Annotated in this window: 21 protein-coding genes; 11 read left to right on the top strand and 10 right to left on the bottom strand. The window is 74.4% G+C overall.

Features of this window, described 5'->3' with window-relative positions:
* Positions 1 to 8: 8 nt before the first annotated feature.
* The 6 genes from ACQP2F_RS24190 to ACQP2F_RS24165 are packed head-to-tail and all read left to right on the top strand — an operon-like array spanning position 9 to position 5423.
* A complete protein-coding gene (locus tag ACQP2F_RS24190; RefSeq protein WP_433290940.1) occupies positions 9 to 1634 on the top strand; it encodes an ABC-F family ATP-binding cassette domain-containing protein in 1626 nt (541 codons plus the stop codon).
* A 12-nt stretch (positions 1635 to 1646) separates the two neighbouring features.
* Positions 1647 to 2615, top strand: a complete 969-nt coding sequence (locus ACQP2F_RS24185) for a tyrosine-type recombinase/integrase (protein ID WP_433290938.1) — start codon at positions 1647 to 1649, stop codon at positions 2613 to 2615.
* A 55-nt stretch (positions 2616 to 2670) separates the two neighbouring features.
* Positions 2671 to 3507 (top strand): undecaprenyl-diphosphate phosphatase, encoded by an 837-nt coding sequence (locus ACQP2F_RS24180; RefSeq protein WP_433290936.1) that lies wholly within the window; start codon positions 2671 to 2673, stop codon positions 3505 to 3507.
* On the top strand, positions 3504 to 4400 hold the full coding sequence (locus ACQP2F_RS24175) for a DUF3626 domain-containing protein (RefSeq protein WP_433290934.1): 897 nt from the start codon (positions 3504 to 3506) through the stop codon (positions 4398 to 4400). Before ACQP2F_RS24180 ends, ACQP2F_RS24175 begins: the two co-directional genes overlap by 4 nt.
* The gene (locus tag ACQP2F_RS24170; RefSeq protein ID WP_433290932.1) at positions 4397 to 4909 is read left to right on the top strand and encodes a GNAT family N-acetyltransferase; all 513 of its coding nucleotides are present in this window, start codon (positions 4397 to 4399) and stop codon (positions 4907 to 4909) included. The genes ACQP2F_RS24175 and ACQP2F_RS24170 overlap by 4 nt, the downstream gene beginning before the upstream one ends.
* Before the next feature lie 10 nt (positions 4910 to 4919).
* Positions 4920 to 5423, top strand: a complete 504-nt coding sequence (locus ACQP2F_RS24165) for an NUDIX hydrolase (protein WP_433290930.1) — start codon at positions 4920 to 4922, stop codon at positions 5421 to 5423.
* Here ACQP2F_RS24165 and ACQP2F_RS24160 read toward each other — a convergent pair.
* The 6 genes from ACQP2F_RS24160 to ACQP2F_RS24135 form a co-directional block, all read right to left on the bottom strand.
* Positions 5420 to 5887, bottom strand: a complete 468-nt coding sequence (locus tag ACQP2F_RS24160; RefSeq protein WP_433290928.1) for an NUDIX hydrolase — start codon at positions 5885 to 5887, stop codon at positions 5420 to 5422. The two genes, ACQP2F_RS24165 and ACQP2F_RS24160, sit on opposite strands and share 4 nt — an antisense overlap.
* 67 nt (positions 5888 to 5954) lie before the next feature.
* Positions 5955 to 6311 (bottom strand): GntR family transcriptional regulator, encoded by a 357-nt coding sequence (locus ACQP2F_RS24155; protein WP_433290926.1) that lies wholly within the window; start codon positions 6309 to 6311, stop codon positions 5955 to 5957.
* The gene (locus tag ACQP2F_RS24150; RefSeq protein ID WP_433290924.1) at positions 6311 to 7699 is read right to left on the bottom strand and encodes an MFS transporter; all 1389 of its coding nucleotides are present in this window, start codon (positions 7697 to 7699) and stop codon (positions 6311 to 6313) included. The genes ACQP2F_RS24155 and ACQP2F_RS24150 overlap by 1 nt, the downstream gene beginning before the upstream one ends.
* Positions 7700 to 7774: 75 nt before the next feature.
* Positions 7775 to 8332 carry a hypothetical protein gene (locus ACQP2F_RS24145; protein WP_433290922.1) on the bottom strand — a complete coding sequence of 186 codons (558 nt, stop codon included), beginning with the start codon at positions 8330 to 8332 and terminating at the stop codon, positions 7775 to 7777.
* Positions 8329 to 10143, bottom strand: a complete 1815-nt coding sequence (locus ACQP2F_RS24140; protein WP_433290920.1) for a dynamin family protein — start codon at positions 10141 to 10143, stop codon at positions 8329 to 8331. The genes ACQP2F_RS24145 and ACQP2F_RS24140 overlap by 4 nt, the downstream gene beginning before the upstream one ends.
* Positions 10140 to 11636 carry a dynamin family protein gene (locus tag ACQP2F_RS24135; protein WP_433290918.1) on the bottom strand — a complete coding sequence of 499 codons (1497 nt, stop codon included), beginning with the start codon at positions 11634 to 11636 and terminating at the stop codon, positions 10140 to 10142. Before ACQP2F_RS24135 ends, ACQP2F_RS24140 begins: the two co-directional genes overlap by 4 nt.
* A 169-nt stretch (positions 11637 to 11805) precedes the next feature.
* Here ACQP2F_RS24135 and ACQP2F_RS24130 point away from each other — a divergent pair, with 169 nt between their 5' ends.
* From ACQP2F_RS24130 to ACQP2F_RS24115, 4 genes are all read left to right on the top strand, one after another.
* A complete protein-coding gene (locus ACQP2F_RS24130) occupies positions 11806 to 14811 on the top strand; it encodes a LuxR C-terminal-related transcriptional regulator (protein ID WP_433290916.1) in 3006 nt (1001 codons plus the stop codon).
* The gene (locus ACQP2F_RS24125) at positions 14808 to 15347 is read left to right on the top strand and encodes a LuxR family transcriptional regulator (RefSeq protein WP_433290911.1); all 540 of its coding nucleotides are present in this window, start codon (positions 14808 to 14810) and stop codon (positions 15345 to 15347) included. The genes ACQP2F_RS24130 and ACQP2F_RS24125 overlap by 4 nt, the downstream gene beginning before the upstream one ends.
* A 130-nt stretch (positions 15348 to 15477) precedes the next feature.
* Complete coding sequence (locus ACQP2F_RS24120) at positions 15478 to 16335, top strand: phosphotransferase (protein WP_433290909.1); 858 nt, start codon at positions 15478 to 15480, stop codon at positions 16333 to 16335.
* Complete coding sequence (locus tag ACQP2F_RS24115; RefSeq protein WP_433290907.1) at positions 16332 to 17279, top strand: FAD-dependent oxidoreductase; 948 nt, start codon at positions 16332 to 16334, stop codon at positions 17277 to 17279. The genes ACQP2F_RS24120 and ACQP2F_RS24115 overlap by 4 nt, the downstream gene beginning before the upstream one ends.
* Here ACQP2F_RS24115 and ACQP2F_RS24110 read toward each other — a convergent pair.
* Positions 17276 to 18214: a hypothetical protein gene (locus tag ACQP2F_RS24110; protein WP_433290905.1), complete on the bottom strand. Its 939-nt coding sequence runs from the start codon at positions 18212 to 18214 to the stop codon at positions 17276 to 17278. The genes ACQP2F_RS24115 and ACQP2F_RS24110 overlap by 4 nt on opposite strands.
* A 62-nt stretch (positions 18215 to 18276) precedes the next feature.
* On the opposite strand from ACQP2F_RS24110, the gene ACQP2F_RS24105 reads away from it, so the two are divergent.
* Complete coding sequence (locus tag ACQP2F_RS24105) at positions 18277 to 18831, top strand: GNAT family N-acetyltransferase (protein ID WP_433290904.1); 555 nt, start codon at positions 18277 to 18279, stop codon at positions 18829 to 18831.
* A 185-nt stretch (positions 18832 to 19016) separates the two neighbouring features.
* On the opposite strand, the gene ACQP2F_RS24100 is transcribed toward ACQP2F_RS24105, so the two are convergent.
* The 3 genes from ACQP2F_RS24100 to ACQP2F_RS24090 form a co-directional block, all read right to left on the bottom strand.
* On the bottom strand, positions 19017 to 19799 hold the full coding sequence (locus ACQP2F_RS24100; RefSeq protein WP_433290902.1) for a lysophospholipid acyltransferase family protein: 783 nt from the start codon (positions 19797 to 19799) through the stop codon (positions 19017 to 19019).
* Between the two features lie 200 nt (positions 19800 to 19999).
* Positions 20000 to 20893, bottom strand: coding sequence for a hypothetical protein (locus tag ACQP2F_RS24095; RefSeq protein ID WP_433290900.1), 894 nt, complete (start codon positions 20891 to 20893; stop codon positions 20000 to 20002).
* A 52-nt stretch (positions 20894 to 20945) separates the two neighbouring features.
* Positions 20946 to 21668, bottom strand: a complete 723-nt coding sequence (locus tag ACQP2F_RS24090) for a VOC family protein (protein ID WP_433290898.1) — start codon at positions 21666 to 21668, stop codon at positions 20946 to 20948.
* Positions 21669 to 21700: the final 32 nt, after the last annotated feature.

Genomic DNA, 21700 nt, shown 5'->3' with positions numbered 1-21700 from the left:
AGGCCTTCTTGCTGAAAGCTGTTTCGCTCGCTGCGACGTACGACGGTGAGCTGCTCTTCTCCGGCTTCGACCTGGTGCTCGGCGACGGTGACCGGATCGGGGTGGTGGGTCCTAATGGCGCCGGGAAGACCACCCTGCTGCGGGTGCTCGCGGGGGAGCTGCGGCCGGCCGGTGGGGCGGTGACCTACGGTCCGGGCACGCGGGTGGGTTATGTCCCCCAGCAGATGCCCGACCCGGACGGGACGGTGGGCGCGTTCCTGGCCGGCGGCCTGGGTGAGCTCGCCACGGTGACGGCCGAGTTGCGGGTGCTCGAGGCGCGGCTGGCCGGCGATGAGGCCGGGTTCGAGACGCCGCCGGCCGGCGGTGCGGATCTGCTTGCGGAGTTCGGCCGGGTGCAGGAGCGCTGGACGGCTCTGGAGGGCTGGACGGCGGAGACGCGGCTGGCGGAGGTTCGGCAGCGGCTCGATATCGCGGGGCTGCCCGATGATCTGCCGCTCGCAAGTGTGTCGGGCGGGGAGCAGGCGCGGTTGCTGCTGGCGCGGGCTTTGCTGAGCGAGCCGGATCTGTTGCTGCTGGATGAGCCGACGAATCATCTGGATGCGGAGGGCGCGGCCTGGTTGCAGGAGTGGCTGCGGGCGTTTCCGGGTGGGGTGCTGGTGGTGAGCCACGATCGGGCGTTTCTCGATGCGACGGTCGGGCGGGTGGTCGAGCTGGACGGGATTCACGACGAGCCGCAGGATTTTCCGGGGGGCGGCTTCAGCGCGAACCGGACGGAGAAGCAGCGGCGGTGGGAGCGGTTGCTGCTGGATTTCGAGGCGCAGGAGAAGGATCGCCGCCGGTGGGAGGCGGATATCGAGCGGACGAAGCAGCAGGCCCGGGGTGTGGAGACGATGTCGGGTCTGGGGGTGGCGGCGCCGCATCTGAAGCGGGTGGCGCAGTTGGTGGCGCGCAAGGCGAAGGTGCGGGAGCGGCGGTTGCGGCGGCGGATGGAGTCGACGGCGTGGGTCGCGCGGCCGCAGGCGCGGCCGCCGTTGACGCTGGCGTTTCCGGCGGATGAGGCGGAGGCGGGGGAGGTGGTGCTGAAGCTGCGGGGGTTGTCGGTGCGTTTCGGTGACCGGGTGTTGCTGGACGACGTCGATCTGGATGTACGGCGGGGGGATCGCATCCTGGTGACCGGGCGTAACGGGGCGGGGAAGACGACGTTGTTGCGGGCGCTGGCCGAGGTGGGTGGCGATGAGGTGGCGGTGTTGCCGCAGACGTCGGACGGGCTGCGGTCGGATGCGACGGTGATGGAGTTCTTCCGGTCGCGGGTGCCGGTGTATGTGGATGATGCGGAGCGGTTGCTGGCGGGTCATCAGTTCGGGCCGGATCAGTGGGAGGTGCGGACGCGGAGTTTGTCGGCGGGGGAGTTGCGGCGGTTGGTGTTGGCGGTTCTGGTGAACGGTCCGGCGCGGGTTTTGGTGCTGGATGAGCCGACGAACTTTCTGGATTTCGACGCGCTGGAGGTGGTGGAGGAGGCGTTGCGGCGGTTCCGGGGGACGTTGGTGGCGGTGACGCATGACCGGTATTTCGCCGATGCGGTGGGGTTTGGGCGTCGCTGGCATGTCGCGGCGGGTGGTGTGTCGTCGAGCTGAGACGATGGCGGCATGCAGGTGGTGCCGAGGCAGGGTGGCGGCGCGGTCGCGGGGTTGGGTGCGGCGGAGCGGGTGACCGAGGCGTGGCTGGCGAATCGGCGGTTGTCGGAGCACACGCGGGCGGCGTATCGGCGGGATGTGGCGGGGTGGCTGGCGTGGTGTGGGGCGCAGGAGAAGGATCCGCTGCGGGCGTCGTTTCTGGATGTGAACGCGTATGCGCGCGGGTTGGAGGCGCGGAAGCTGGCGGCGACCACGGTCGCGCGTAAGTTGTCGGGTTTGTCGAGCTGGTACGACTTCCTGGTGAAGATTCGCGCGGTGGAGGCGAATCCGGTGGGCGGGGCGGATCGGCCGTACGTGTCCCGGGACCATTCGGCGACGGTGGGTCTGACGCCGGGGGAGGTGGATGCGCTGCTGGTGGCGGCGGCTCGGGCGGGGGAGCGCAGCCGGGCGGTGATCACTGTGCTGGCGGATCTGGGTTTGCGGGTGGGGGAGTTGGTCGGCCTGGATTTGTCCGACGTGGGCTGGGAGCGTGGTCATCGGACGGTCCGGTTCGTCGGGAAGGGTGGCCGGCCGCGGCGGCGGGTGCTGACCGCGGATGCGGCCGAGGCGCTTGACCGTTACCTGGCCGTCCGGACGAGCGGTGATGGCCGGACGAGCGGTGATGGCCGGACGAGCGGTGATGGGCCGTTGTTCGTGACCTCCAGCGGCGGGCGCCTGGATCGGCATGCGGTGTTCCGGCTCGTACGGCGTCTGGCGTCGGAGGCCGGTATTCCCGCGGCCGATCGTCTGTCGCCGCATTCGTTGCGGCATGCTTTTGCCACCGCGGCCCGGTCGGAGGGTGTGCCGTTGGAGGATGTGCAGGATGCGATGGGTCATGCCGATCCGCGGACGACGCGGCGCTATGACCGGGACCGGCACAACCTGGATCGTGATCCGGCGTACATGATCGCGGCGGCGCGTGCCCGCCGCGCCGGGCCGTGACGGGTCCCCCTATGCTCATCCGCGGTCAGCGGTCCGGGACAAGAGGCGGTCGGTTGTGAACATCTTCGAGGCGGTGCTGCTGGGTGCGGTGGAGGGGGTCACCGAGTTCCTGCCGATCTCGAGTACCGGCCATCTGACCATTGCCGAGAAGCTGCTGGGTTATCAGATCGACTCGCCGGACATCACGGCGTTCACGGCGATCATCCAGTCGGGCGCGGTGCTGGCGACGGTGTGGTTCCTGCGCAAGGACATTCTGCGGATCGTGCCGGCGTGGGTGCGGGGGTTGTTGAGCGCGGAGGCGCGCAAGGATCCGGACTGGCGGTTCGGGTGGGCGGTGATCCTGGGGTCGATCCCGATCGGCATCATCGGGCTGGCGTTCCAGGACACGATCGAGACGACGTTGCGGAGTCTGTGGTTCGTGGCGGGTGCGCTGATCCTGTGGTCGGGGGTGATGGCGTTCGCGGATCATGCGGCGACGCAGGTGCGGCACGAGGACGACACGACCTGGAAGGACACGCTGATCATCGGTACGGCGCAGTGTCTGGCGCTGATTCCGGGGGTGTCGCGGTCGGGGGCGACGATGTCGGCCGGCCTGTTGCGGGACTTCGACCGGGTGACGGTGACGAAGCTGTCGTTCTTCCTGTCGATCCCGGCGCTGCTGGGTGCGACGGTGCTGCAGGTGCACGACGAGGCGGGGAACATCGCCGAGGGTGTGGGCTGGGTGAACACGCTGACGGCGACGGCGGTGAGTTTCGTGGTGGCGTTGTTCGCGGTGACGTGGTTGTTGCGGTACATCGCGAAGCACTCGTATGCGATCTTCATCGCGTACCGGGTGGTGGTGGGTCTTTTGTTGATCGTGCTGTTGGCGACGGACACGATCGCGGCGAAGTGAGCGCGGCCGAGCGGGCGCTGGCGCATGTGCGCGGTTTGTGTCCGCAGCCGGGTCCGGTGGTGGCGGCGCCGATCACGGTGAACTTCCATCCGGACCGGTTGCTGGCGGACGGCGCGACGGTGGCCGAGCATCTGGCGGCGGAGGGGATGTACCGGTCGCAGTTCGAGACGGGGATCTCGAACGGTGGGCTGGGTGGTCCGCGCCGGGCGTGGGAGGAGCGGATGTTTCCCGGGGTGTATGCGGGCAGCGCCGGCCGGCCGGTCTACGGTGCGCTGAATCTGGCCGGTTTCCCGGATGGGGCGTCGCCGCGGTTCGGGTCGTGTCATCTGGTGTTGCGGGCGGAGGTGGCGCGGCGGGCGACGTTCAGTCACGGCGACAGTGTCACGTTGCCGTCGGTGGTGGGGACGGCGGAGACGTTCGGTGCGGTGTGGGCGGCGTTGCTGGCGGAGGTGGCGTCGACCGGCCGGGCGCTGAATGTGGCCGCGGGTTCGCCGCGGGAGTGGGTGGATGCGCTGGCGCGGCCGCGGACGGCGGCGGGCCGGGCGATGGATCATTACGTGGAGGCCCAGGTCCACGGTGGTGTCGCGGTGGGTGAGGATGTCGCGGCCGTGGTGGCGGACCCGTCCTTCGCCGGTACGCGGTTCGAGCCGCTCCTGCGGTCGTTGTGCGGGACTTTGACGTGGTCGCCGGGGTTCCGGCTGGCCCCGGCGGGCTTTCCGGTGGAGTTGCGCGGTCCGGAGGTTCCGCCGTTGGCGGCGCGGGTGGCGGCCCGCTACGGGGTGGCGGAGCTGACCGCGGAGGTGGTGGGGCGGGCGGCCCGGGAGCCGGGCGCCGACCCGCAGTTGGTCAAGTATCTGTGGCACGTCCTGGTGCTGCGGGGCCGGCCGGCGTGAACACCGACCGGCTGTCGTTGCGGCCGCCCGGGGAGGCGGACGCGGATGCGATCCTGCGGATCCACGCCGATCCGGTCGCGTGTGAGCACAACCCGTCCGACATGATCACGGTGCGGGCGGAGGCGGTGGACCGGTGCCGGCGGTGGATGGCGCATTGGCAGCGGCACGGCTACGGCTATTACGTGCTGCGGCGGCATGGCAGCGAGCATGTGGTGGGTTTCTGCGGGGTGAAGCTGATGCGTCTGCATGAGCGGCCGGTGCTGAACCTGTTCTACCGGTTGGAGCCGGCCGCGTGGGGTGCCGGTCTGGCGTCGGAGGCGGCGTCGGCGGTGGTCGCGTCGGTGGCCGGGGTCGGGTTGCCGGTGATCGCCCGGGTGCGGCCGGGTAATGCCGCGTCGGCGCGGGTGGCGGTGCGGGCGGGTCTGCGGCGGGCGGAGCATCTGGACACGGCCGGCGCGGACGGCCTGGACTGGATTTTCGCGGACCGGCCGGTTGCGGGCCCGGCCTAGGCTGCCGATCATGCCGGTTCCGGAGTATGTCACCGCCCTGCGCGCCCACATCGGTCACGATCTGCTGCTGTTGCCGGGGGTGTCGGCGATCGTGCGCGACGAGCGGGGCCGGGTGTTGTTCGTGCGGCGCGGGGACAACGGCAGGTGGTCGCTGCCGGCCGGGATGGTGGAGCCGGGGGAGCAGCCGTCGGAGGCGGTGGTGCGGGAGGTGTGGGAGGAGACCGGCGTCCGGGTCGAGATCGAGTCGATGGCGGGGGTCGCCACGCATCCGGTGCAGTATCCGAACGGGGACCGCTGCGAGTACCTGAATGTGTGGTTCCGGTGCCGGGCGGTCGGTGGTGTGCCGGCCGCCGACGGTGACGAGTCGCTGGAGGTCGCCTGGCGGGAGTCGCCGCCGGAGGGTCTGGACGAGTGGGCGAAGCTGCGGCTGTCGACGGCGGCGGGCGAGGGCACCTGGTTCGCGGCGGCGGGCGCCGACCGGCATCCGGGTCTGTCGCGCCCGGACGCTCTTTAGAGGATGACGGCCGGGGCGTCCGGCGCCGCGGTGGTCTCGATGCGCATCAGGTCCCGCTGGTCGAGGCCCGGCGGCAGGGTGTCCGGGGTGAACCAGCCGACCTCCAGGGACTCGTCGCCGTCGGGCCGGGCGGTGCCGCCGACGGCCCGGCACCGGAACCAGACCGACAGGTACTGGCAGCGGTCGCCGTTGGGGTAGAGCGACTGGTGGGTGGCGATGCCGGCGACCCGTTGCACTTCGGCGTCGACGCCGGTCTCCTCCCGGATCTCGCGCACGATCGCGTCGGCGGGCTGCTCGCCGGGCTCGATCATGCCGGCCGGGATCGACCATTTGCCGTTGTCGCCGCGGCGCAGCAGCAGGATCCGGCCGTGGTCGTCGCGGACGACGGCGCTGGCGCCGGGCAGCAGCAGCAGGTCGTGGCCGATGTGGGCGCGCAGCCGGGTCACGTAGGGGGAGGCGGGCATGCCGCCCACCCTAGTGGGGCGCCGCGACCCGGCCGCCGGCCCGGGATGCGGCGCGCGTTGACGGCGGTTACAGGCCGAGCGCGGCGCGCACCAGCGCCAGGGCGGTTTCCGGTGGCACCCCCCACGCCTTGACGTTCTCGGCGTAGGCGGCGGCGGCCTGCTGCGCCCGCGCCGAGGTGCCGGCGGCCCGGGCGGTGATCACGGTGCCGAGCCGGCCGCGGGTCTCGACCAGGCCGGCCTGCTCGAGCTCCCGGTAGGCGCGGGCGACCGTGTTCGCGGCCAGGCCGAGGTCGGCGGCCAGGGTGCGTACCGGCGGCAGCTTCGCCCCGGCGGGGAGCGTGCCGTCGGCGGCGAGCGCGGCGATGCGCAGCCGGACCTGCTCGTACGGGGGGACGGCCGAGCCGGGGTCGACGGTGATGTCCATCAGATCAGTCTGGGGGGTGTGTTGCCGGCGGCGGTGATGGCGCGGCGCATCGGCACCAGGGCGAGCAGGATCCCGCCGACCAGGAAGAAGATCACCAGGGAGATGATGCCGAACCGGTAGCTGTTGGTGATCTGGAAGACCAGGCCGAACAGCAGCGGCCCGAGCCAGCTGGTGCCCTTGTCGCTGATCTCGTAGAAGCCGTAGTACTCGCCTTCGCGGCCGGCCGGGATCAGCTGCGAGAACAGGGACCGGCTCAGTGCCTGGCTGCCGCCCAGCACCAGGCCGATGGCGACGCCGAGCAGCATGAACGGCAGCGGCTCGCCGGCCGGCAGCCAGTAGGCGGCGACCACGACGGCCAGCCATAGCGCCAGCGAGAACAGCACCGTCTTGCGGGCGCCGACCTTCGCGGCCATGGCGCCGAGCAGCAGGGCGCCGCCGAAGGCCAGGAACTGCACGAGCAGGATCGTGATGATCAGGGTGGATTGGCCGAGGTCGAGCTCCTCGGTGCCGTACTGGGAGGCCAGCGCGATGACGGTCTGGATGCCGTCGTTGTAGATCAGGTAGGCGAGCAGGAAGAATAGGGTGAGCGGGTACGCGCGGACGTTGCGGATGGTGCGGCCCAGTTGCCGGAACCCGTCGACGAGCACGTTGCCGCGGGCGGCCGACGCCTCCGCGCCCGGGTGCTCCTTGAGCCAGGCGAGCGGGATGAGGGTGAACAGCGCCCACCACACGCCGGCCGAGACGATGCACCAGCGGGCGATGTCGAGGGTGCGCTGGTCGTCGCCGTCGACCGACAGGATCGTCACGGCGACGAGGTTGAACGCCAGCAGCAGCCCGCCGCCGAGGTAGCCCAGCGCCCAGCCGCGGCTGGAGACCTTGTCGCGTTCGTCGGGGCCGGCCAGCTGGGGCAGGAAGGAGTTGTAGACGACGATCGACGCGCCGCCGGAGATGTTCGCGACCAGGAACAGCAGCCCGCCCAGCAGGTACCGGTCGCCGGTGACGAAGACGAAGCCGATCGTCGCCGCCGACGCCAGGAACGCGGTCACGGCCAGCAGCAGCTTCTTGCGCGGGGTCCGGTCGGCGACCGCGCCCATCACCGGAAGAACGAAAACCGTCAGGAGAACCGAGAGGGAGACGACGTACGGGTAGAAGGAGCCCGGCGCCACCGCGATGCCCAGCGGATGCACCCGGCCGGTGCAGTCGTCGACGTCGGTGCTGAGCTGGCAGCCGGCGGCGACCTTGGTGATGCTGGTCAGGAACGGTCCGAGGAAGACGGTCAGGACCGTGGTGGCAAACGCCGAGTTGGCCCAGTCGTAGAAGTACCAGCCGGTGCGTTCCCGGCGGCCGGCCGCGGGGACGTCGGTGGGGGTGCCGGTGGTTGCGGCCATCGTGGCTCCAGGTCGTCGATCGGTGCGCGGGTCACTATGCCATCCGCGGGCCGCCGTCGAACAGGAGGCGCGTACTCAGTTCCGCGACCACCATTTCGCCAGGGCGGCGGTGGCCGGGTCGTCGGAGTCGGCGAGCACTGCCCACGGTTCGGCGCCGGGCGGCAGGTCGGTGGCGGCGTACTCGGCGAGCTCGGCCGGCGGCGGTGTCTGCTGCTCGCCGTCGGCCGGCGCCGCGGCGATCTCGTGGGTGCCGAGGCTGCCGGTGTCGATCCACGGGAAGCCGTCCACCGGCTCCGGCAGGTCCCCGACGTCCACCGGCGGCGGGAATACCGACTCCTGCGAAACATCCGACATGTCGGGTTGATGGGTGTCGGCCGGCGGTTCGGTGACATCGGCGTGATCGGCCGGCTCGTCGGCCACGGGTTCCTCGTGCACGCCGGCCTCGTGCACGGCGGCCTCGTGCACGCCGGCGTCGTGCACGGCGGCCGGGTCGTGGTGCGGGCCGTCGTCCCAGGCCAGGTGGTCGTCGGGTGGCTCGTAGGGCGGCGTCTCGTGCTCGAGCGGATCGTGCAGCGGGTCGTGCTGCGCGTCGTACCCGAAATCGTGATCGCCGAAATCGTGGTGATCCGTCATCGGTTCTCCTCGTCGTACGGGACGGGCGTCAGGGCCCGCGCCCGGATCAGCACGTCGTCAACAGCGCGGAGCTTCGCCCGTACGGCGTCGAGGTCGCTCTGCGCCGCGGCCCGCCGCTTGGCCCGCCCCGCCGCATCCTCGGCCGCCGCCGCGTCCAGCTCGGCGAGGTGCGCGTCCAGGTCGCGCAGCCGCCGCTCGACCGCGTCGTCCACCGCCACCGACAGCGCGTACTGCAGGTCGGTGAACCGGTTCGCGATCTCGTCGGCCAGCGCCGCGCGGGCCTCGCCGAGCACGTCGCGCAGCCAGACCCGGGCCTGCTGCCGGTCGGTCTGCACCCGGCGCCGCCACAGCACGTACCCGCCGGCCGCCAGCCCGAGGCCGATGCCGGCGACCGGCACCAGCAGGCCGCCCAGCGCGAACACCGACGCGCCCAGGATCGCCCCGCGGCCGGCCATGAAGGCGATGCCGCCGGCCGACAGGGCGATCAGCGCGTTCTCCCCGGACCCGTCGCGCGGCGGGGCGGCGGCCAGCGCGTGCCGGAGGGTGGCGTTGAGCCGGCCGAGCATCGCGGCGCGTTCCTGCTCGTCGAACACCGACGCCAGCACCTTCTCGCCGACCTCGTGGAAGGTGACCTCCAGCTGGGTGGACAGCGTCGCCGCGAGAGCCTGCAGGGCGGTGTCGACGGCGTCGGGCAGCCCGGTCAGCGCCTCGCCGCGGCCGGTGTCGATGCGTTCGGAGAACTGCTGCTGCAGGGTGGCGATGCTGGTGCGCAGCTGCCCGACGGTCTCGATGCGGGCCCGCTGCGTCTCGGTGCTCAGCAGCAGCGTCCACTGCCGGGACTCGGTGCGTTTGCGGGCGGCCAGGGCGGCCCGTTCGGCGCGCAGCTCGGCGTGGCGGGCCGGGTCGGCGCCGGCCGCCTCGACCCGGGCCGCGGCCGCGGCGGCCAGCCGGGTCAGCTCGCCGCGGGCGGCGCGCAGCACGTTGGCCAGCTGCAGCTGGTGGCCGCGGCCGGCCAGGTCGACCAGGGCGTGCTGCAGGCCGGCGATGCGGGAGGCGTCGACGAGGGCGGCCTGCTCGCCGGCCGGGGCGGCCACGGCCAGCTCGGCGAGGGTGGCCGAGACCGGGAACCAGGGTGCGTCGGCGAAGCGGGGCGCGTGCGCGCGCAGCAGGGCCCGGTTGTCGTCGGCGATGCGCCGCCACCCGGCAAACACGTCGATCTTGGTGAGGGCGAAGACGACGACGTCGACGCGTTCGCTGGCCGCGGCCAGGAACTCCAGCTCGGGCGCGGACAGCGGAGCGGACGCGTCGGCGGTGAACAGCAGCGCGGTGGCCTTCTCCACGGCGGCGAGCGCGACGGTGGCGTGCGCCGGGTCGAGGCCGCCGACGCCGGGGGTGTCGAGCAGGCTCAGATAGCGCAGCAGCGGCGCCGGATGCGACACCTCGATGCGGCGGGCCTTCTGCTCGCCGGTCGCCCACCGGCGCAGGTCGTCGATCTCGACCGGGCCGGCGGCGCCCGGCGTCCAGGCCCGCATGCCCGGCTCACCCGGCACGAACTGCAGGTAGGTGGCGGTGGCGACGGCGGCGTCCACCGGGGACAGGCCGGGCACGCCGAGCAGCGCGTTGATCAGCGAGCTCTTGCCGCGTTTCGTCTCGCCGACGACCACGATCGAGGGACGGACGAGCTGGCGGCGGCGCAGCTCGGCGAGGTCGGCGCCGGCATCGGCGTCCACGGTGCGCACGTACGCGAGGGTGTCGCGCACGGCGGCATCCAGGACGGGCGTGAGATCACCGGCGGTCGTCGGCGTGGTCATCGGCGCACCTGCTGGGCCAGGAGGTGGAAGCCGCGGTGGGCGACCTGCGCGACCCGCGACTGGGCCGGCCCGGCGCCGGCGACCGCGTAGACCCGCCACCGGTTGGCGGCCTCGACCGCGGCGGCGGCCAGCTCGTCGGCGCTCGCGCCGGGCCGGCGCAGGATCCACCCCGGGTCGTCGGAGGTGGCCAGGCGGGTCAGCTCCGCCTCCCAGGCGGCCGGCAGCGGCACCGTGCCGGTCGCCACCCGCTGGGCGGCGTCCAGCAGCCGCAGCCGGTGGTAGGCGGGGTCGCGCAGCAGCCGCTCGACCGCGTCGCGCAGCGTCTCCCGGTCGGACTCGTCGCGGGTGTGCCCGGCCATCCGCTCCACCCGGCCCAGCGCCCAGCCGGCCTTGATCGCGTCGGAGCGCCACCGGAACGTCTCCTCGAGCGTCTCCCGCAGTCTCGGGAAACCGGAGGCGGCGACCAGGCGGCGCACCAGCTCGCCGGTGCCCAGCTGCGGTTCGGCCGCCAGCTGGGCCAGGGCGAAGCCGATCCCGTACAGGTCGAGCAGGCTCAGCAGCCGCTCGCGCCGCTCGGCCGGCACCGGCGCGGGCCGGCTGCGGAACAGGTCGACCGAGGCCAGCATCAGCCGCAGCTCGGCCGCCGGCAGCCCGGCCAGCCGGCGCAGGGCCTGCCCGTCGGCGGCGGTCAGCCGGCCTGCCTCCGCCGTCTCGGCCAGCAGGCCGATCACCGGAACCACATCCGACACCGTACGGGCCAGCAGCCCCGCCTGCTGAGCGGCGAGCGGCTCGGCCACCGGCCACGGGTCGCCGGCCCCACCGACCAGGGTGTCGACCTTCGCGAACACGCCCAGCGCGTTGATCGGCGACGACGCCAGCCGGGCCGAGGCGTCCCGGAACGCCTCCAGCGCGCGCACGTCGTCGGCCCGTACCGCCTGGGTGAAGACGTAGACGACGGCCTCGGCCGCGGCGACCTCGTGGGCCGACGCCGCGTCGATGTCGGCGTCGAACGGGGCCGTCGACACGCCGACCGCCTCCTCGGCCCGCGCCGACACCATCGTGTCGGTCGACGCCAGCCCGGGCGTGTCGACCACGGTCAGGTCGCGCAGCTTCTCGCTGGTCAGCGTCACATCCACGTAGGCGACCCGGCCCAGCGGCACGCCCAGCCGCTGCGGGATCATCCCGTCGTCGTCCAGCGGCAGGCTGCGGCGCTGCCCGTCGCGGCACACCACGTCGACCCGGTCGGCCGGCCCGTACCGGAACCGGGTCACCACCCGGGTGCACTCACCGACCGCCGTCGGGGCCACCCGCCGCCCGATCAGGGCGTTGACGAGTGTCGACTTTCCGGCTTTCAGGCGACCCGCGATCGCAACCCGTAACGGCTCGCCGAGCCTGTCGCTGATCTGTCTGAGCTGGCCACCGGCCTCCGGGCCGATCCGCCCGGCGACCTCGTCACACAGCGTCGCTACGCTGGCGCTCAGCGGACCGCTCACAACGACTCGTCAGCCAGGCACACTGTCGGCGAGAATGAGGCGACCACGGCCGTCGGCACCTTGACCCTCCCAGCGCGGGGCGGGCCGGGTGCCCGCCGCAGCACAGCCTACGGACAGCCGCGCGTCACGGGATCCCGTGTTCGTGCCATGAGGACAGGGGAGGGCACCGGTGGCGGATGTGAAGGAGCCGGCCGGCGACGCTGCTGCCCTGCTCCGCCGCCCCGCCCTGGTCGTGCTGGCCGGCCCGCCCGGCTGCGGCCGCACCACCCTGCTGCGCCGCATCACCGAGCAGCTGCCCGGCCCCGTGCACGCCGGCGGCGGCCTGGCCATGCTGCGCACCACCCCCGCCCTCGCCCTGTCCCGGGCGGTGCGGGCCCGGCTGCCCGCCCACGACGTGCACCTGCTCGCCGAGGCCGTCCGGTCCCGGGTCCGCGGTGGCCTGCTGGTCCTCGACGACATCCAGTACGCGGACGCCGCCACCCTGGCCGCGCTGCCGCTGCTGGCCGCGCACTGCCGGGTGCTGGTCGCCGTGCGCACCCCGCACCGGCTGAGCGCCGAGACCACCGCCGCCCTGCACGAGGCGGCCACCCTGTGGGCCGACGTGCCGCCGCTCAGCCGGGAGGCCGCCCTCGACCTGGCCCGCCGCACGGCCGCGCAGCTGGGCGACGCGACCCTGCGGGCGGTGGTCGACCGGGCCGGCGGCAACCCCCTGGCGATCACCGCGCTGGCCCGGCAGGCCGCGGCCGGTCGCGCCCCCGGCCACCAGGGCATCGACCAGGTGGCGTACGCGATCGCCACCGCCCTGGCCGACCTGCCCCGCCCGGCCCGCACCGCCCTGGCCGCGCTCGGGCTGCTCGGCCGCCCCGCCCCCGCCGCGCTGCTCGGCCCCGGCGCCGCCGACCTGCGGGCCGCCGGCCTGATCACCACCGCACCCACCGGCGACCTGATCCCGACCTCCACCTACGTGGCCGAGACCGCCGCCGGCCTGCTCGACGAGACCGGCCGCACCGAGCTGCACACCCGGCTGGCCCAGCTCACCCCGCCCGCCGAGGCCGCACGCCACCTCGCCGCCGCCGGCGACGCGGCCGCCGCCCACCGCATGGCGCTGACCGCCGCCGACCGGTCCACCGGCGGCGACCGTGCCGCCCTGCTGCAGTTCGCCTGCGAGCTGAACACCCCCATCGACCCGCGCGTGCGCCTGGCCGCCGCCGACGCGCTGCTGGCCGCCGGCCGCCCCGCCGCGGCCGCACAGATCCTGACTTTCCCCACCGGTGCTCCCGCCGCCACCTCCTCCTCAGCCGGCGCTCCCGCCGGTGCCACCTCCTCTTCACCCGCCGCTCCCGCCGGCTCCACCTCCTCCCCGGCCACCGCACCCGCCGGCCCGGACGGCATCGCCGCGGGCTCGGCGCTCGCCGCCGAGGCCGACGTCCTGCGCGGCGAAGCCCTCCTGCAAGCCGGCCGGCCCGCCGCCGCCCGCGCCGCGGTCGCGCGCGTCCCCGACGCCGCCCCCGCACCGGTGGTCGCCGCCCGCGACCGGGTCCTGCTGCTCGCCGAGCTGGCCGCCGACCCCGTCGCCGCCCAGGACCTGGCCGGGAAGATCAGCGCCCGCCACCCCAGCCCGCCGCCGGGCGTCGCCGCCGCGCTGGCCGCCGTCCAGGCCCGCCACCGCACCGCCGGCTGGGACACCGCCCTCGCCGCGGCCGCCGCCACCGCCGACCCGCAGATCGCCCGCTGGAGCGCCTGGCTGCTTGTCGAGGAACTGGTCGCCGACGGCCGCCTCACCGAAGCCGCCACCACCGCCCGGCGCGCCGCCCGCGACTGCGCCGACGCGCTGGCCTACGGCTGGCAGACCCGCTTCGCCGCCGCCGCCGACTGGGCCATCGCCCTGCACGGCGCCGCCCTGCCGCCACCCCCGGACGCCGCCCCGACATCCCACGCCGCCGGGCCATCATCGGAGACCGACGGGCCTTCACCACACACCGCGGGGCCATCATCGGAGACCGACGGGCCTTCACCGCACGCCGCTGCACGGTCATCGCAAGCTGACGAGATGGCGTCCCACGCCGCAGCACCGCTATTCCCGCCGGCCGCAACGTCGCCGTCATCGGCCGCCCCCGAAACGCCCTCCACCGGCGCCCTTCCGGCCGGAACCGCGTCCTCCGGGGCCGCTCCTTTCTGGGCCGGCGGCTCCGCTGTGACCGGGCCGGCACCCGACGCCCCCGCACCGACCAGCATCGGCGTTCCCGCATTCGGCGTTCCCGGACTCGGCGGTGCCGCAGCGAGCGCCGCCGCGCCCGGCGGCTTCTCGGCGAGCGCGTCCTCCGCTCCCGACCACGACCGCACCGGCGACCACGGGGACGCCGACGGCGTACTGCTGCGCGCCGGGAATCTCGCCGACCGGGCCATCCCCGACGAAGCCCGCGGCTACGCCACCGCCGCCACCGCCCTCATCGAAGCCGACACCGGCCTGCTCGGCGCCGCCCGCGCCCACCTCGACGCCGCGCCGGCGCACCCGGCCACCGCGTGGGTGGCGCAGGAGACCGCATGGCTCGACGGGCAACCCGACCGGGCCATGACCGGACCCGGCGGCGACACCCACGGACTGCTCGCCGGGTTGCGGGCCATCACCGCCCGGTGGGCGGCCCACGATCTCGGCGCCACCGGCGCCCCGGCCATCCCGGCCGGGCTGCCCGCACCGGCCCGGCGGACCTTGACCGCGTGGGCCACCGGCACCGGATTCACCGCCGCGGCCGACGGGTGGCGGCCCGTCGCGCTGCGGGAACAGGTCCGCTGCCTGCTCGCCGCCGGGCTCACCGACAGTGACCCGGCCCGCGCGGTCGCCGCGCTGCTCGACGCGGAACGGCTCGCCGACGCGGCGGGCCTGACCGTCCTCGCCGGGCGGGCCCGGCGCGGGCTGCGCCGGCACCACGTGCACCGCGACACCCGCAGTCCCCGGTCGGGTGACCAGCTCACCCGCCGGGAGACCGACGTGTTACGTCTGGTCGCCGCGGGGGAACCCACCCGGCGCATCGCCGGGCAGCTCGGCATCTCGGCCGAGACCGTCGACACCCACATCCGCGCCGGCATGCGCAAGCTCGGCGCCCGCACCAGAACGGAAGCCGCCGCCCTCGCCTTCGCCACCTTCCCCTCTGACGCATCCAAGGATGGCCGGTGACCAGACAGCCCGACGCCCCTCGCCACGTCGTCGCCACGCCCGGTGACGCCGACACCGTCCTACGCCGCCTGATCCGTGACGGCTGGGTCGCCCGCGACGGCTTCGCCCTGCCCGATCCGGCCTGGGACGTGACCGGCAACCGGCTGGTGCTGCACGGCCGCATCACCGACCCCGAGTCGCTGCAACTGGCCGTGCTCGCGGCCGCCCGCGGCGCCGGCATCGTGGCCATCTGCGACGCCGACTCGCCGCTGGGCCGGGCGCTGATCGACGACCTGAACCGGCTCGGACCCGTACGGCAAGGTCCCGCGCCGGAACCGGGCGACGGCGGCAACGCGGTCGCCGACCTGGTGCCCGAGCAGCGGGCGCTGCTCGACCGGCTCGCCGCCGGGGACACCATCGCCGCCGCCGCGGCCGCCGAGTTCCTGTCGCTGCGCACCGCCAACCGGCGCATCGCCGAGGCGCGGGCGTTGTTCGGGGTGCGCACCACCCGCGAGGCCGTCCTGGCCTACCTGCGTCAGCGGGGGCCGCAGGCCTGACCTCGATCGACTAGGGTTGCGGGTCTGTCAGCCGACACTCCTACCCGGCCGTAGCCGCTACGGTCGTGGTCGGACGTCGATCGCCGTCACCGGTTCGGGGGGCCGTCGTGACCTATCCCGGGCAGCGCCCGTGACTACCGAGGCGTGGCCGCGCGTGGCCCGCCTCGACGCTCCGCGCGTCCTGGAGCGCATCGCCGAGATCACCGGGGTGCGTCTGATCCTGGAAGGACCGGCGCCCGGCGGTGAGGTCGGCGCCGCGTTCGTGCGCTGGCCGGACGGGCGGCGTTCGGTGCTCACCGCGGGACGCACCCGGAGCGGCGCGCTGGCCGACCGGGCGCGGGAGGCGGGTGTGCCGACGGCCCGGCACGAGTTGACCGCCCGCGTCGACGGGGTGCGGGTCATCGTGCAACAACGGCTTCCCGGCGCGCCGCCGGCCATCGTGGACGCTTCCCTCGTACGGCAGATGCTGCGCGTGAATGACCAGCTTGCCGGGGTGTTGTCCGCCGCGCCCGACCCGCGCCCGGCGGAGCTGTACCTGACCGGCGACGGGCCCGGGTTCTGCCTGCACGACCCGATGCGCGGGCACAGCGAGCGGACCGCCCGGCTGCTCGACTGGGTGCACGAGGTCGGCGCCGACGGCACCCACATGGTCGGCGACGACCTGACCCACATGGACTTCCACCCCGGCAACGTGCTGGTCGACGCCGGCCGGCTCAGCGGCGTCGTCGACTGGGACGGCGCGGTCCGCGGCGACCGCCACTTCGACCTGGTCACCCTGCGGTTCTTCCTCGCCGGCACCGCACCGGCCCTGCTGCCGCTGGTCGACGACCGCCTGGCCCTGGTCTCGGCGCGCCGGCGCCGCGCCTACTGGGCGCACATGAGCCTGCGCATGGTCGACTGGTCGATCCGCCACCACGACGAGGCGACCGTCGACCGGTGGCTGACGGTCGCCGAGCGCGGCCGGGCCGCCCTAAGCGCCGCCCGGTGACCAGGGTCCTGGTCGTCGGCGGCGGCATCGTCGGCGCGTCGATCGCCTACCACCTGGCCGACGCCGGCGCCGCCGTCACCGTCCTGTTCCGCGACGCCGGCGTCACCGCGTCCTCGTTCGCGTGGATCGGCGGCACCGGCACCGGCTGGCCCGGCGGCGCCGCCGACCTGCGCGACTGCGTGCTGCCCGACTGGCGGCGCCTGGCCGAGGCCGTGCCCGGCGTCGGCGTACGCTGGCCGGGTTCGCTGAGCTGGCCCGCTCCCGCCACCGTCGCACCCGGCCAGCACCTGATCGGCGCGGCCGAGACCGCCGCCCGGGAACCCGCCCTGCGCACCGTCCCCGACACGGCCGTGCACATCCCCGGCGACGGCGCGGTCGACGCCGCCGCGGCCGCGAGAGCGTTGCTGCTGGCCGCCCGGGATCGGGGCGCCCGCCTCGTCTCGGGTGCGGAGACTCCCGCGGTGACCACCCCGCCGAATGAGATCACCGTGCTGGCCGCGGGCACCGGGGTGACCGAGCTGAGCGGCGGCCGGGTCACGGTGCCCGCGTCCCCGGCGTTCCTGATCCGGCTGCGCGGCCCGGCGGGCCTGGTGCGCTCGGTGGTGGCGACACCCCATTTCGAGGTACGCGAGGACCACGCCGGTCATCTGCTGGCCACCGCCCCGCTCGGCCGCGACCGCACCTGGCCCGGGCTGCGCGCCCTGGCCGGCGACACGATGCAACGGCTGCGCGCGGCGTTCGGCGCCGACCTGCGCCTGACCGGCTGGTCGGTCGGGGAGCGCCCGATGCCCGAGGGCGGCCCGGTCATCGGCTTCCTCGACCCGTCGACGTATGTGGCCGTCATGCACTCCGCCGTCTGCCTCGCCCCCGCGGTCGGCCGGCTGGCCGCCGGGGAGATCCTCACCGGCCGCCCCGCACCCGAGCTCGCCGGCTGCCGTCGCTAGCCGGCGAGCAGCGCCGCCATCCGCTCGGTGGACAGGCACGACACCAGGCAGCGTTCCTTCGCGTCGCCCAGCAGCTGCGCCGTCCAGGTCGTGAAACCACCGTCCCCGAGCTCCACCGCGCCTCCACCCCGCTCCGCCGCGTCGTTGCCGCCGTGCGGAGCGCCGGCCGCGCCACCCCGCTCGAGCCCGCCGCCGGCCGTCATCAGCAGCGCCGCCCCCGTGTAGTAGCCGCGGCCGCGCTGCCGCCCCGGATCCTCCGGCAGCATGCCGGCCAGCCGCTCCCGCAGCACCGGATCGTCGAAGACGGTGTGCACCACCGTTCCGCCCACCTCCGGCAGGATCTGCCGCCAGAACGCCAGATGCCGGGCCAGCAGCCGCGCCTCGGTGCGCCCCGACCCGGTGTCGCGGGCGCTGGAGACCAGCGAGAACAGCCGGAAATGCGATCCCCGCCCCGGCCCGAAATGCTGCGCCCGCAGGATCTGATGGGTGGCGGCCAGATGCACCTCGCCGCCCGCACCCTGCCGGGAACGCCGGTCCGCCGCCTCCACCGCCAGCGCGTTCGTCGGGTCGCTGAGCACCTCGACCGGCCGGGTGGTGGTGACGATCCGGTTCGGGCTCTGCGGCGCCACCGACGTACACGTGCCCAGCGGCACCACCGGCGACAGGAACACCCCGTCGACGTCGGCGGGCAGCATCGCCCACAGCCGCGCCTCGAGCGCCGCCACCGCCCGCGGATCGGCGGCCGCCGGACGCACCAGCCGATCCTGCCGCCACCGTCGCAACACCTGCGCCGGCCGTACGCGATGCGCCCGCTCCCGCGCGATGCCCATCATCAGCACCTGCAGGTCGCTGCCGGACAGCCCGCCGATCGCCGCCGCCGCACCCGCCGGCAGCCGCGCCCAGACCCGCCGCTCGGCGTCCGTGATCTCGTTCACGGACGTCACCATCGCCGACACCCGGGCCAGCGGTCCACCGCATTTCGGTAGATCATGCTGGCATGCCGTTCCCGATCACCACGCTGCGAACCGCCCGCCTGACCCTGCGCCCCTTCGCCGAGCCGGACGCCCCCGACGTGCACACGGTCTGGAACGACGACGACTACGTACGCTGGGCCCCCGCCGGCTTTGCGCTGGCCGGGGCGACCGCCGAGCAGGCCCGGGCCTGGTGCGCCGAGCCGTCCCCGGCCAGCTTCGCGGTCGTACCGGCCGACGGCGGCCGCCTGCTCGGCCACGTGTCACTGTTCGACGCCGACTGGACCGCGATGACCTGCGAGATCCACTACTGGACGGCGCCGTGGGCGCGCGGCCACGGCTACGCCCCCGAGGCCGCCCGGGCGACTGCCGCGTGGGCGTTGCACGACCAGGACTTCGCCCGCGTGACCCTCAACGCCGTCGTCCCGAACACCGCCTCCCGCAAGGTGGCGACCGCCGCCGGTTTCCAGTTCGAGGGCATCCTGCGCAACGCCGCCCTGACCCGCTCCGGCCGCCACGACCTGGCCGCCTACAGCCTCATCCCCGCCGACGTGCAGGAGGAGCCGGCCCCGCGCGCATAGGTGAGCAGGGCAAAGGGGGCACGCACGCGCACCGCTGTGGACGGCCCGCGGAAAGTGTCATACCCGGGCCCTAACCTGGCCCCACCCAGTCGAGGGTGGGGTGGAGTCACCGTTACCGGCGGACCAGCCGCACACAGCCGGATTAGCGGCGCTCATCGCCGGGCTCACCGGCACACGCCCCCGGGTCAGCCGCGCGCGCACGAAGCCGGCCGTGGCCGCACCCGGGAACGGTCATCGGGACGGGTCACGTCCACAAAACGCGGCATCTCCATCTCACCCACGCGCAGCGGGGCCAGGGCCTGATCGATGCCGTCCATGATGAGCCGCGTCGCCTTCATCGCGCGCGCTCCCGGCGTGCCGGTCACCCCGCTCAGGTCGACCGGAGCGTCACCGAACCGGACGTGCACCACCGGCCGTCGCCACAACGCCCGCAGCAGCGAGCGCACGATGCCCTCCGGCGTCGTGTACGGCAGAACCGCGTGCGTGCCCCACTGCGCGACCGGCAGCACCGGCGCCCCGCTCGCCTCGGCCATCCGCGCCACCCCGGTCTTGCCGCGCTCCGGCCACATCCACGGGTCGAGCCCGATCCGCCCCTCCGGGTAGACCAGCACCATCGACCCCTCGGCCAGCGCCTTCGCGGCGGCAGGCAACGCGTCGGCGACCCGGGCCGTGTTCCGGTCGACCCGGATGTGCCCAGCCGCCCGCATCGCCGCCCCCGCCACCGGCGCGTCGAAGATCCCGCCGGTGGCCAGGAACCGCGGCGTGATCCCGACCCGGTGACAGGCCGCGGTCATCACCACCGGGTCGAACGGGCTGATGTGGTTGGCGGCCAGGATCAGCGGCCCGCGCCGCAGCGACGCCGGCACGGCCCCGCTGACCCGCAGCCGGCACAACGGCCACACCGCCACGCGCGCCAACGCGAGCATGAACCGCCACATCAGCGGCGCCCGCCAGGTGTCACTCCCCATAAGGCCGCCAATGATCGCACGCCGGCCACATCCCCGGTGACCCACGACCCACGCCGTCGCCGCACCACCCGGGCGCACCACCGGGCCGAACCACCCGGCCGCACCACCGGGCCGAACCACCCGGCTGCACCACCCGGCCGCACCACCGGGCCGAACCACCCGGCCGCACCACACGGCTGCGCCCAGGGCGGCGCCGAACCTCAGCTGCCGCCGCCCGCCTCCCCGAGCTCGGCCAGCCGCGCCTCCACCTCGGCCAGCTCGGCCCGCAACCGCTGCGCCTGCCGCTCGGCCTCGGCCCGCTCGGCGGCCAGAATGTGCTCGACCGCCTCCTGCACGCCCGGCACGTCGACCAGCGACACCATCCGCAGCGCCTCGGCCGGGCGCACCACGTACGGCTTGGCCAGCACCTTCGTCCCCTGCGCGGCCGACACCGTCCACTCGCCCTCACCGTACGCCAGCGTCATGGTCAGCGACGGCGCCGGTTTCGCCTTCGCCGGCCGGGCCGCCCTGCGCGGCGCTGCCTCTGCCACGTCGTCCCCACCCTTCCGCGGCGCAGGCGCGCCCGGCCTATCCTCGCGCGCCACCCCGTCGCCGGCCCGCACCGGCGCGGCTTTCGCCGGCTCGGTCTTCGGCGGCGCGTGTTCCACCGGCCCGGCTTCGACCGGCCCGGCTTCGACCGGCCCGGCTTCGACCGGCCCGGCTTCGACCGGCCCGGCTTCGACCGGCCCGGCTTTGACCGGCCCGGCTTTGACCGCCCCCGCCTTGACCGGCCCCGCCTTCGCCGGCACCGGTTTGTCGATCACGAACTCGGGCATCGGCGGCGCCGGCGGCGGGGGAGCGGGCGCCGCTTTCCGGGCGGCCGCGCCCCGCGGCGCGACCCGCAGATCGGCCGGGGCGAACGGCAGCTCGTCGCGGCCGAACCGCACCACCACCCACTCGTCGCCGGCGGCCGGGTCCTGCAGGGCCACCACCTGGCCGATCTGCCCGGCGATCTGCCCGGCCGACTCGGTGAACTGCACCTTGGGCCGGCGGCCCGCCGCGAGGGTGTCGCGGATCGTCGTCAGCTCCTGCGTGCTCAAGCCCGCGGCCGCCATCGCTACCCTCCCACATCGTTCGAACGCTTGTGCTAGATGTTCTACCAGGTGCCTACGACAAAACCGGCGGCCGCCCGGTCACGCAGTACTCGCGCCCGGCCGGATCCCGCAACGTCGTCCATTCCCCGGCCACCCGCCGCACCACAGTGGCACCGAGCGCCACATGACGATCAACTTCCAGGTCGACACCATCACAAGCCAGATCCAGATGTACGCCCGGAGCACCGTCACCGAGCCGTTGCAGGAGCAGCCGCAACGGCATCGCCGGCCCGCCGGACAGGAAACCGAACTCGGGATGGTCCGACCGGACGGGCGCCCACCCGGTCAACGATGCCCAGAACGCGACCTCCCCCTCGTACGCCCGCCCGGGAATGTCGAGGCTCAGCTGGTCGACCGTGCTGCTCTGCCCGCCCGCCCAGGTCACCGGCGCCGGGCGGACCGCCTCACCGTGCCACGGCACCAGGCAGAACGCGATGCCCGCCGGCGAGCGCAGCACCACCAGGTCCGCGGTGTCGACGACGACCGTGGCGCCGAACCGGACCGCCTCGGACGCCGCCGCCGGCACCTGGTCCACATGCAGATCCAGATGCGCGCCCGGCCTACCCGCCCCGGTCACCTGCACCCGCAGGCAGGCGTCACCGGCCGCCGGCACCAGCGTCGCGAACACACCGCCGTCGCGGCGCGCCGACAATGTCGTCCCGGTCACCGCCAGCCAGAACGGCTCGGCCACCCGCGACGGCGTATCCAGGAATCCGGTGATCCAACGAATCCGCACCCGCCGAACCTACCGAGAAACCTCAGATCGAA

Origin of the sequence: Actinoplanes sp. CA-030573 (assembly GCF_050951115.1) — a bacterium.
Classification (GTDB): Bacteria; Actinomycetota; Actinomycetes; order Mycobacteriales; family Micromonosporaceae; genus Actinoplanes.
This window is presented reverse-complemented; position numbering and strand designations above follow the sequence as displayed.

Bases quoted from the DNA above. Each gene is read 5' to 3' on its own strand.
- ACQP2F_RS24185 (WP_433290938.1), top strand. From the start codon at position 1,647: ATGCAGGTGGTGCCGAGGCAGGGTGGCGGCGCGGTCGCGGGGTTGGGT.
- ACQP2F_RS24165 (WP_433290930.1), top strand. From the start codon at position 4,920: ATGCCGGTTCCGGAGTATGTCACCGCCCTGCGCGCCCACATCGGTCAC.
- ACQP2F_RS24160 (WP_433290928.1), bottom strand. From the start codon at position 5,887: ATGCCCGCCTCCCCCTACGTGACCCGGCTGCGCGCCCACATCGGCCAC.
- ACQP2F_RS24155 (WP_433290926.1), bottom strand. From the start codon at position 6,311: ATGGACATCACCGTCGACCCCGGCTCGGCCGTCCCCCCGTACGAGCAG.
- ACQP2F_RS24150 (WP_433290924.1), bottom strand. From the start codon at position 7,699: ATGGCCGCAACCACCGGCACCCCCACCGACGTCCCCGCGGCCGGCCGC.
- ACQP2F_RS24145 (WP_433290922.1), bottom strand. From the start codon at position 8,332: ATGACGGATCACCACGATTTCGGCGATCACGATTTCGGGTACGACGCG.
- ACQP2F_RS24140 (WP_433290920.1), bottom strand. From the start codon at position 10,143: ATGACCACGCCGACGACCGCCGGTGATCTCACGCCCGTCCTGGATGCC.
- ACQP2F_RS24105 (WP_433290904.1), top strand. From the start codon at position 18,277: ATGCCGTTCCCGATCACCACGCTGCGAACCGCCCGCCTGACCCTGCGC.
- ACQP2F_RS24100 (WP_433290902.1), bottom strand. From the start codon at position 19,799: ATGGGGAGTGACACCTGGCGGGCGCCGCTGATGTGGCGGTTCATGCTC.
- ACQP2F_RS24095 (WP_433290900.1), bottom strand. From the start codon at position 20,893: ATGGCGGCCGCGGGCTTGAGCACGCAGGAGCTGACGACGATCCGCGAC.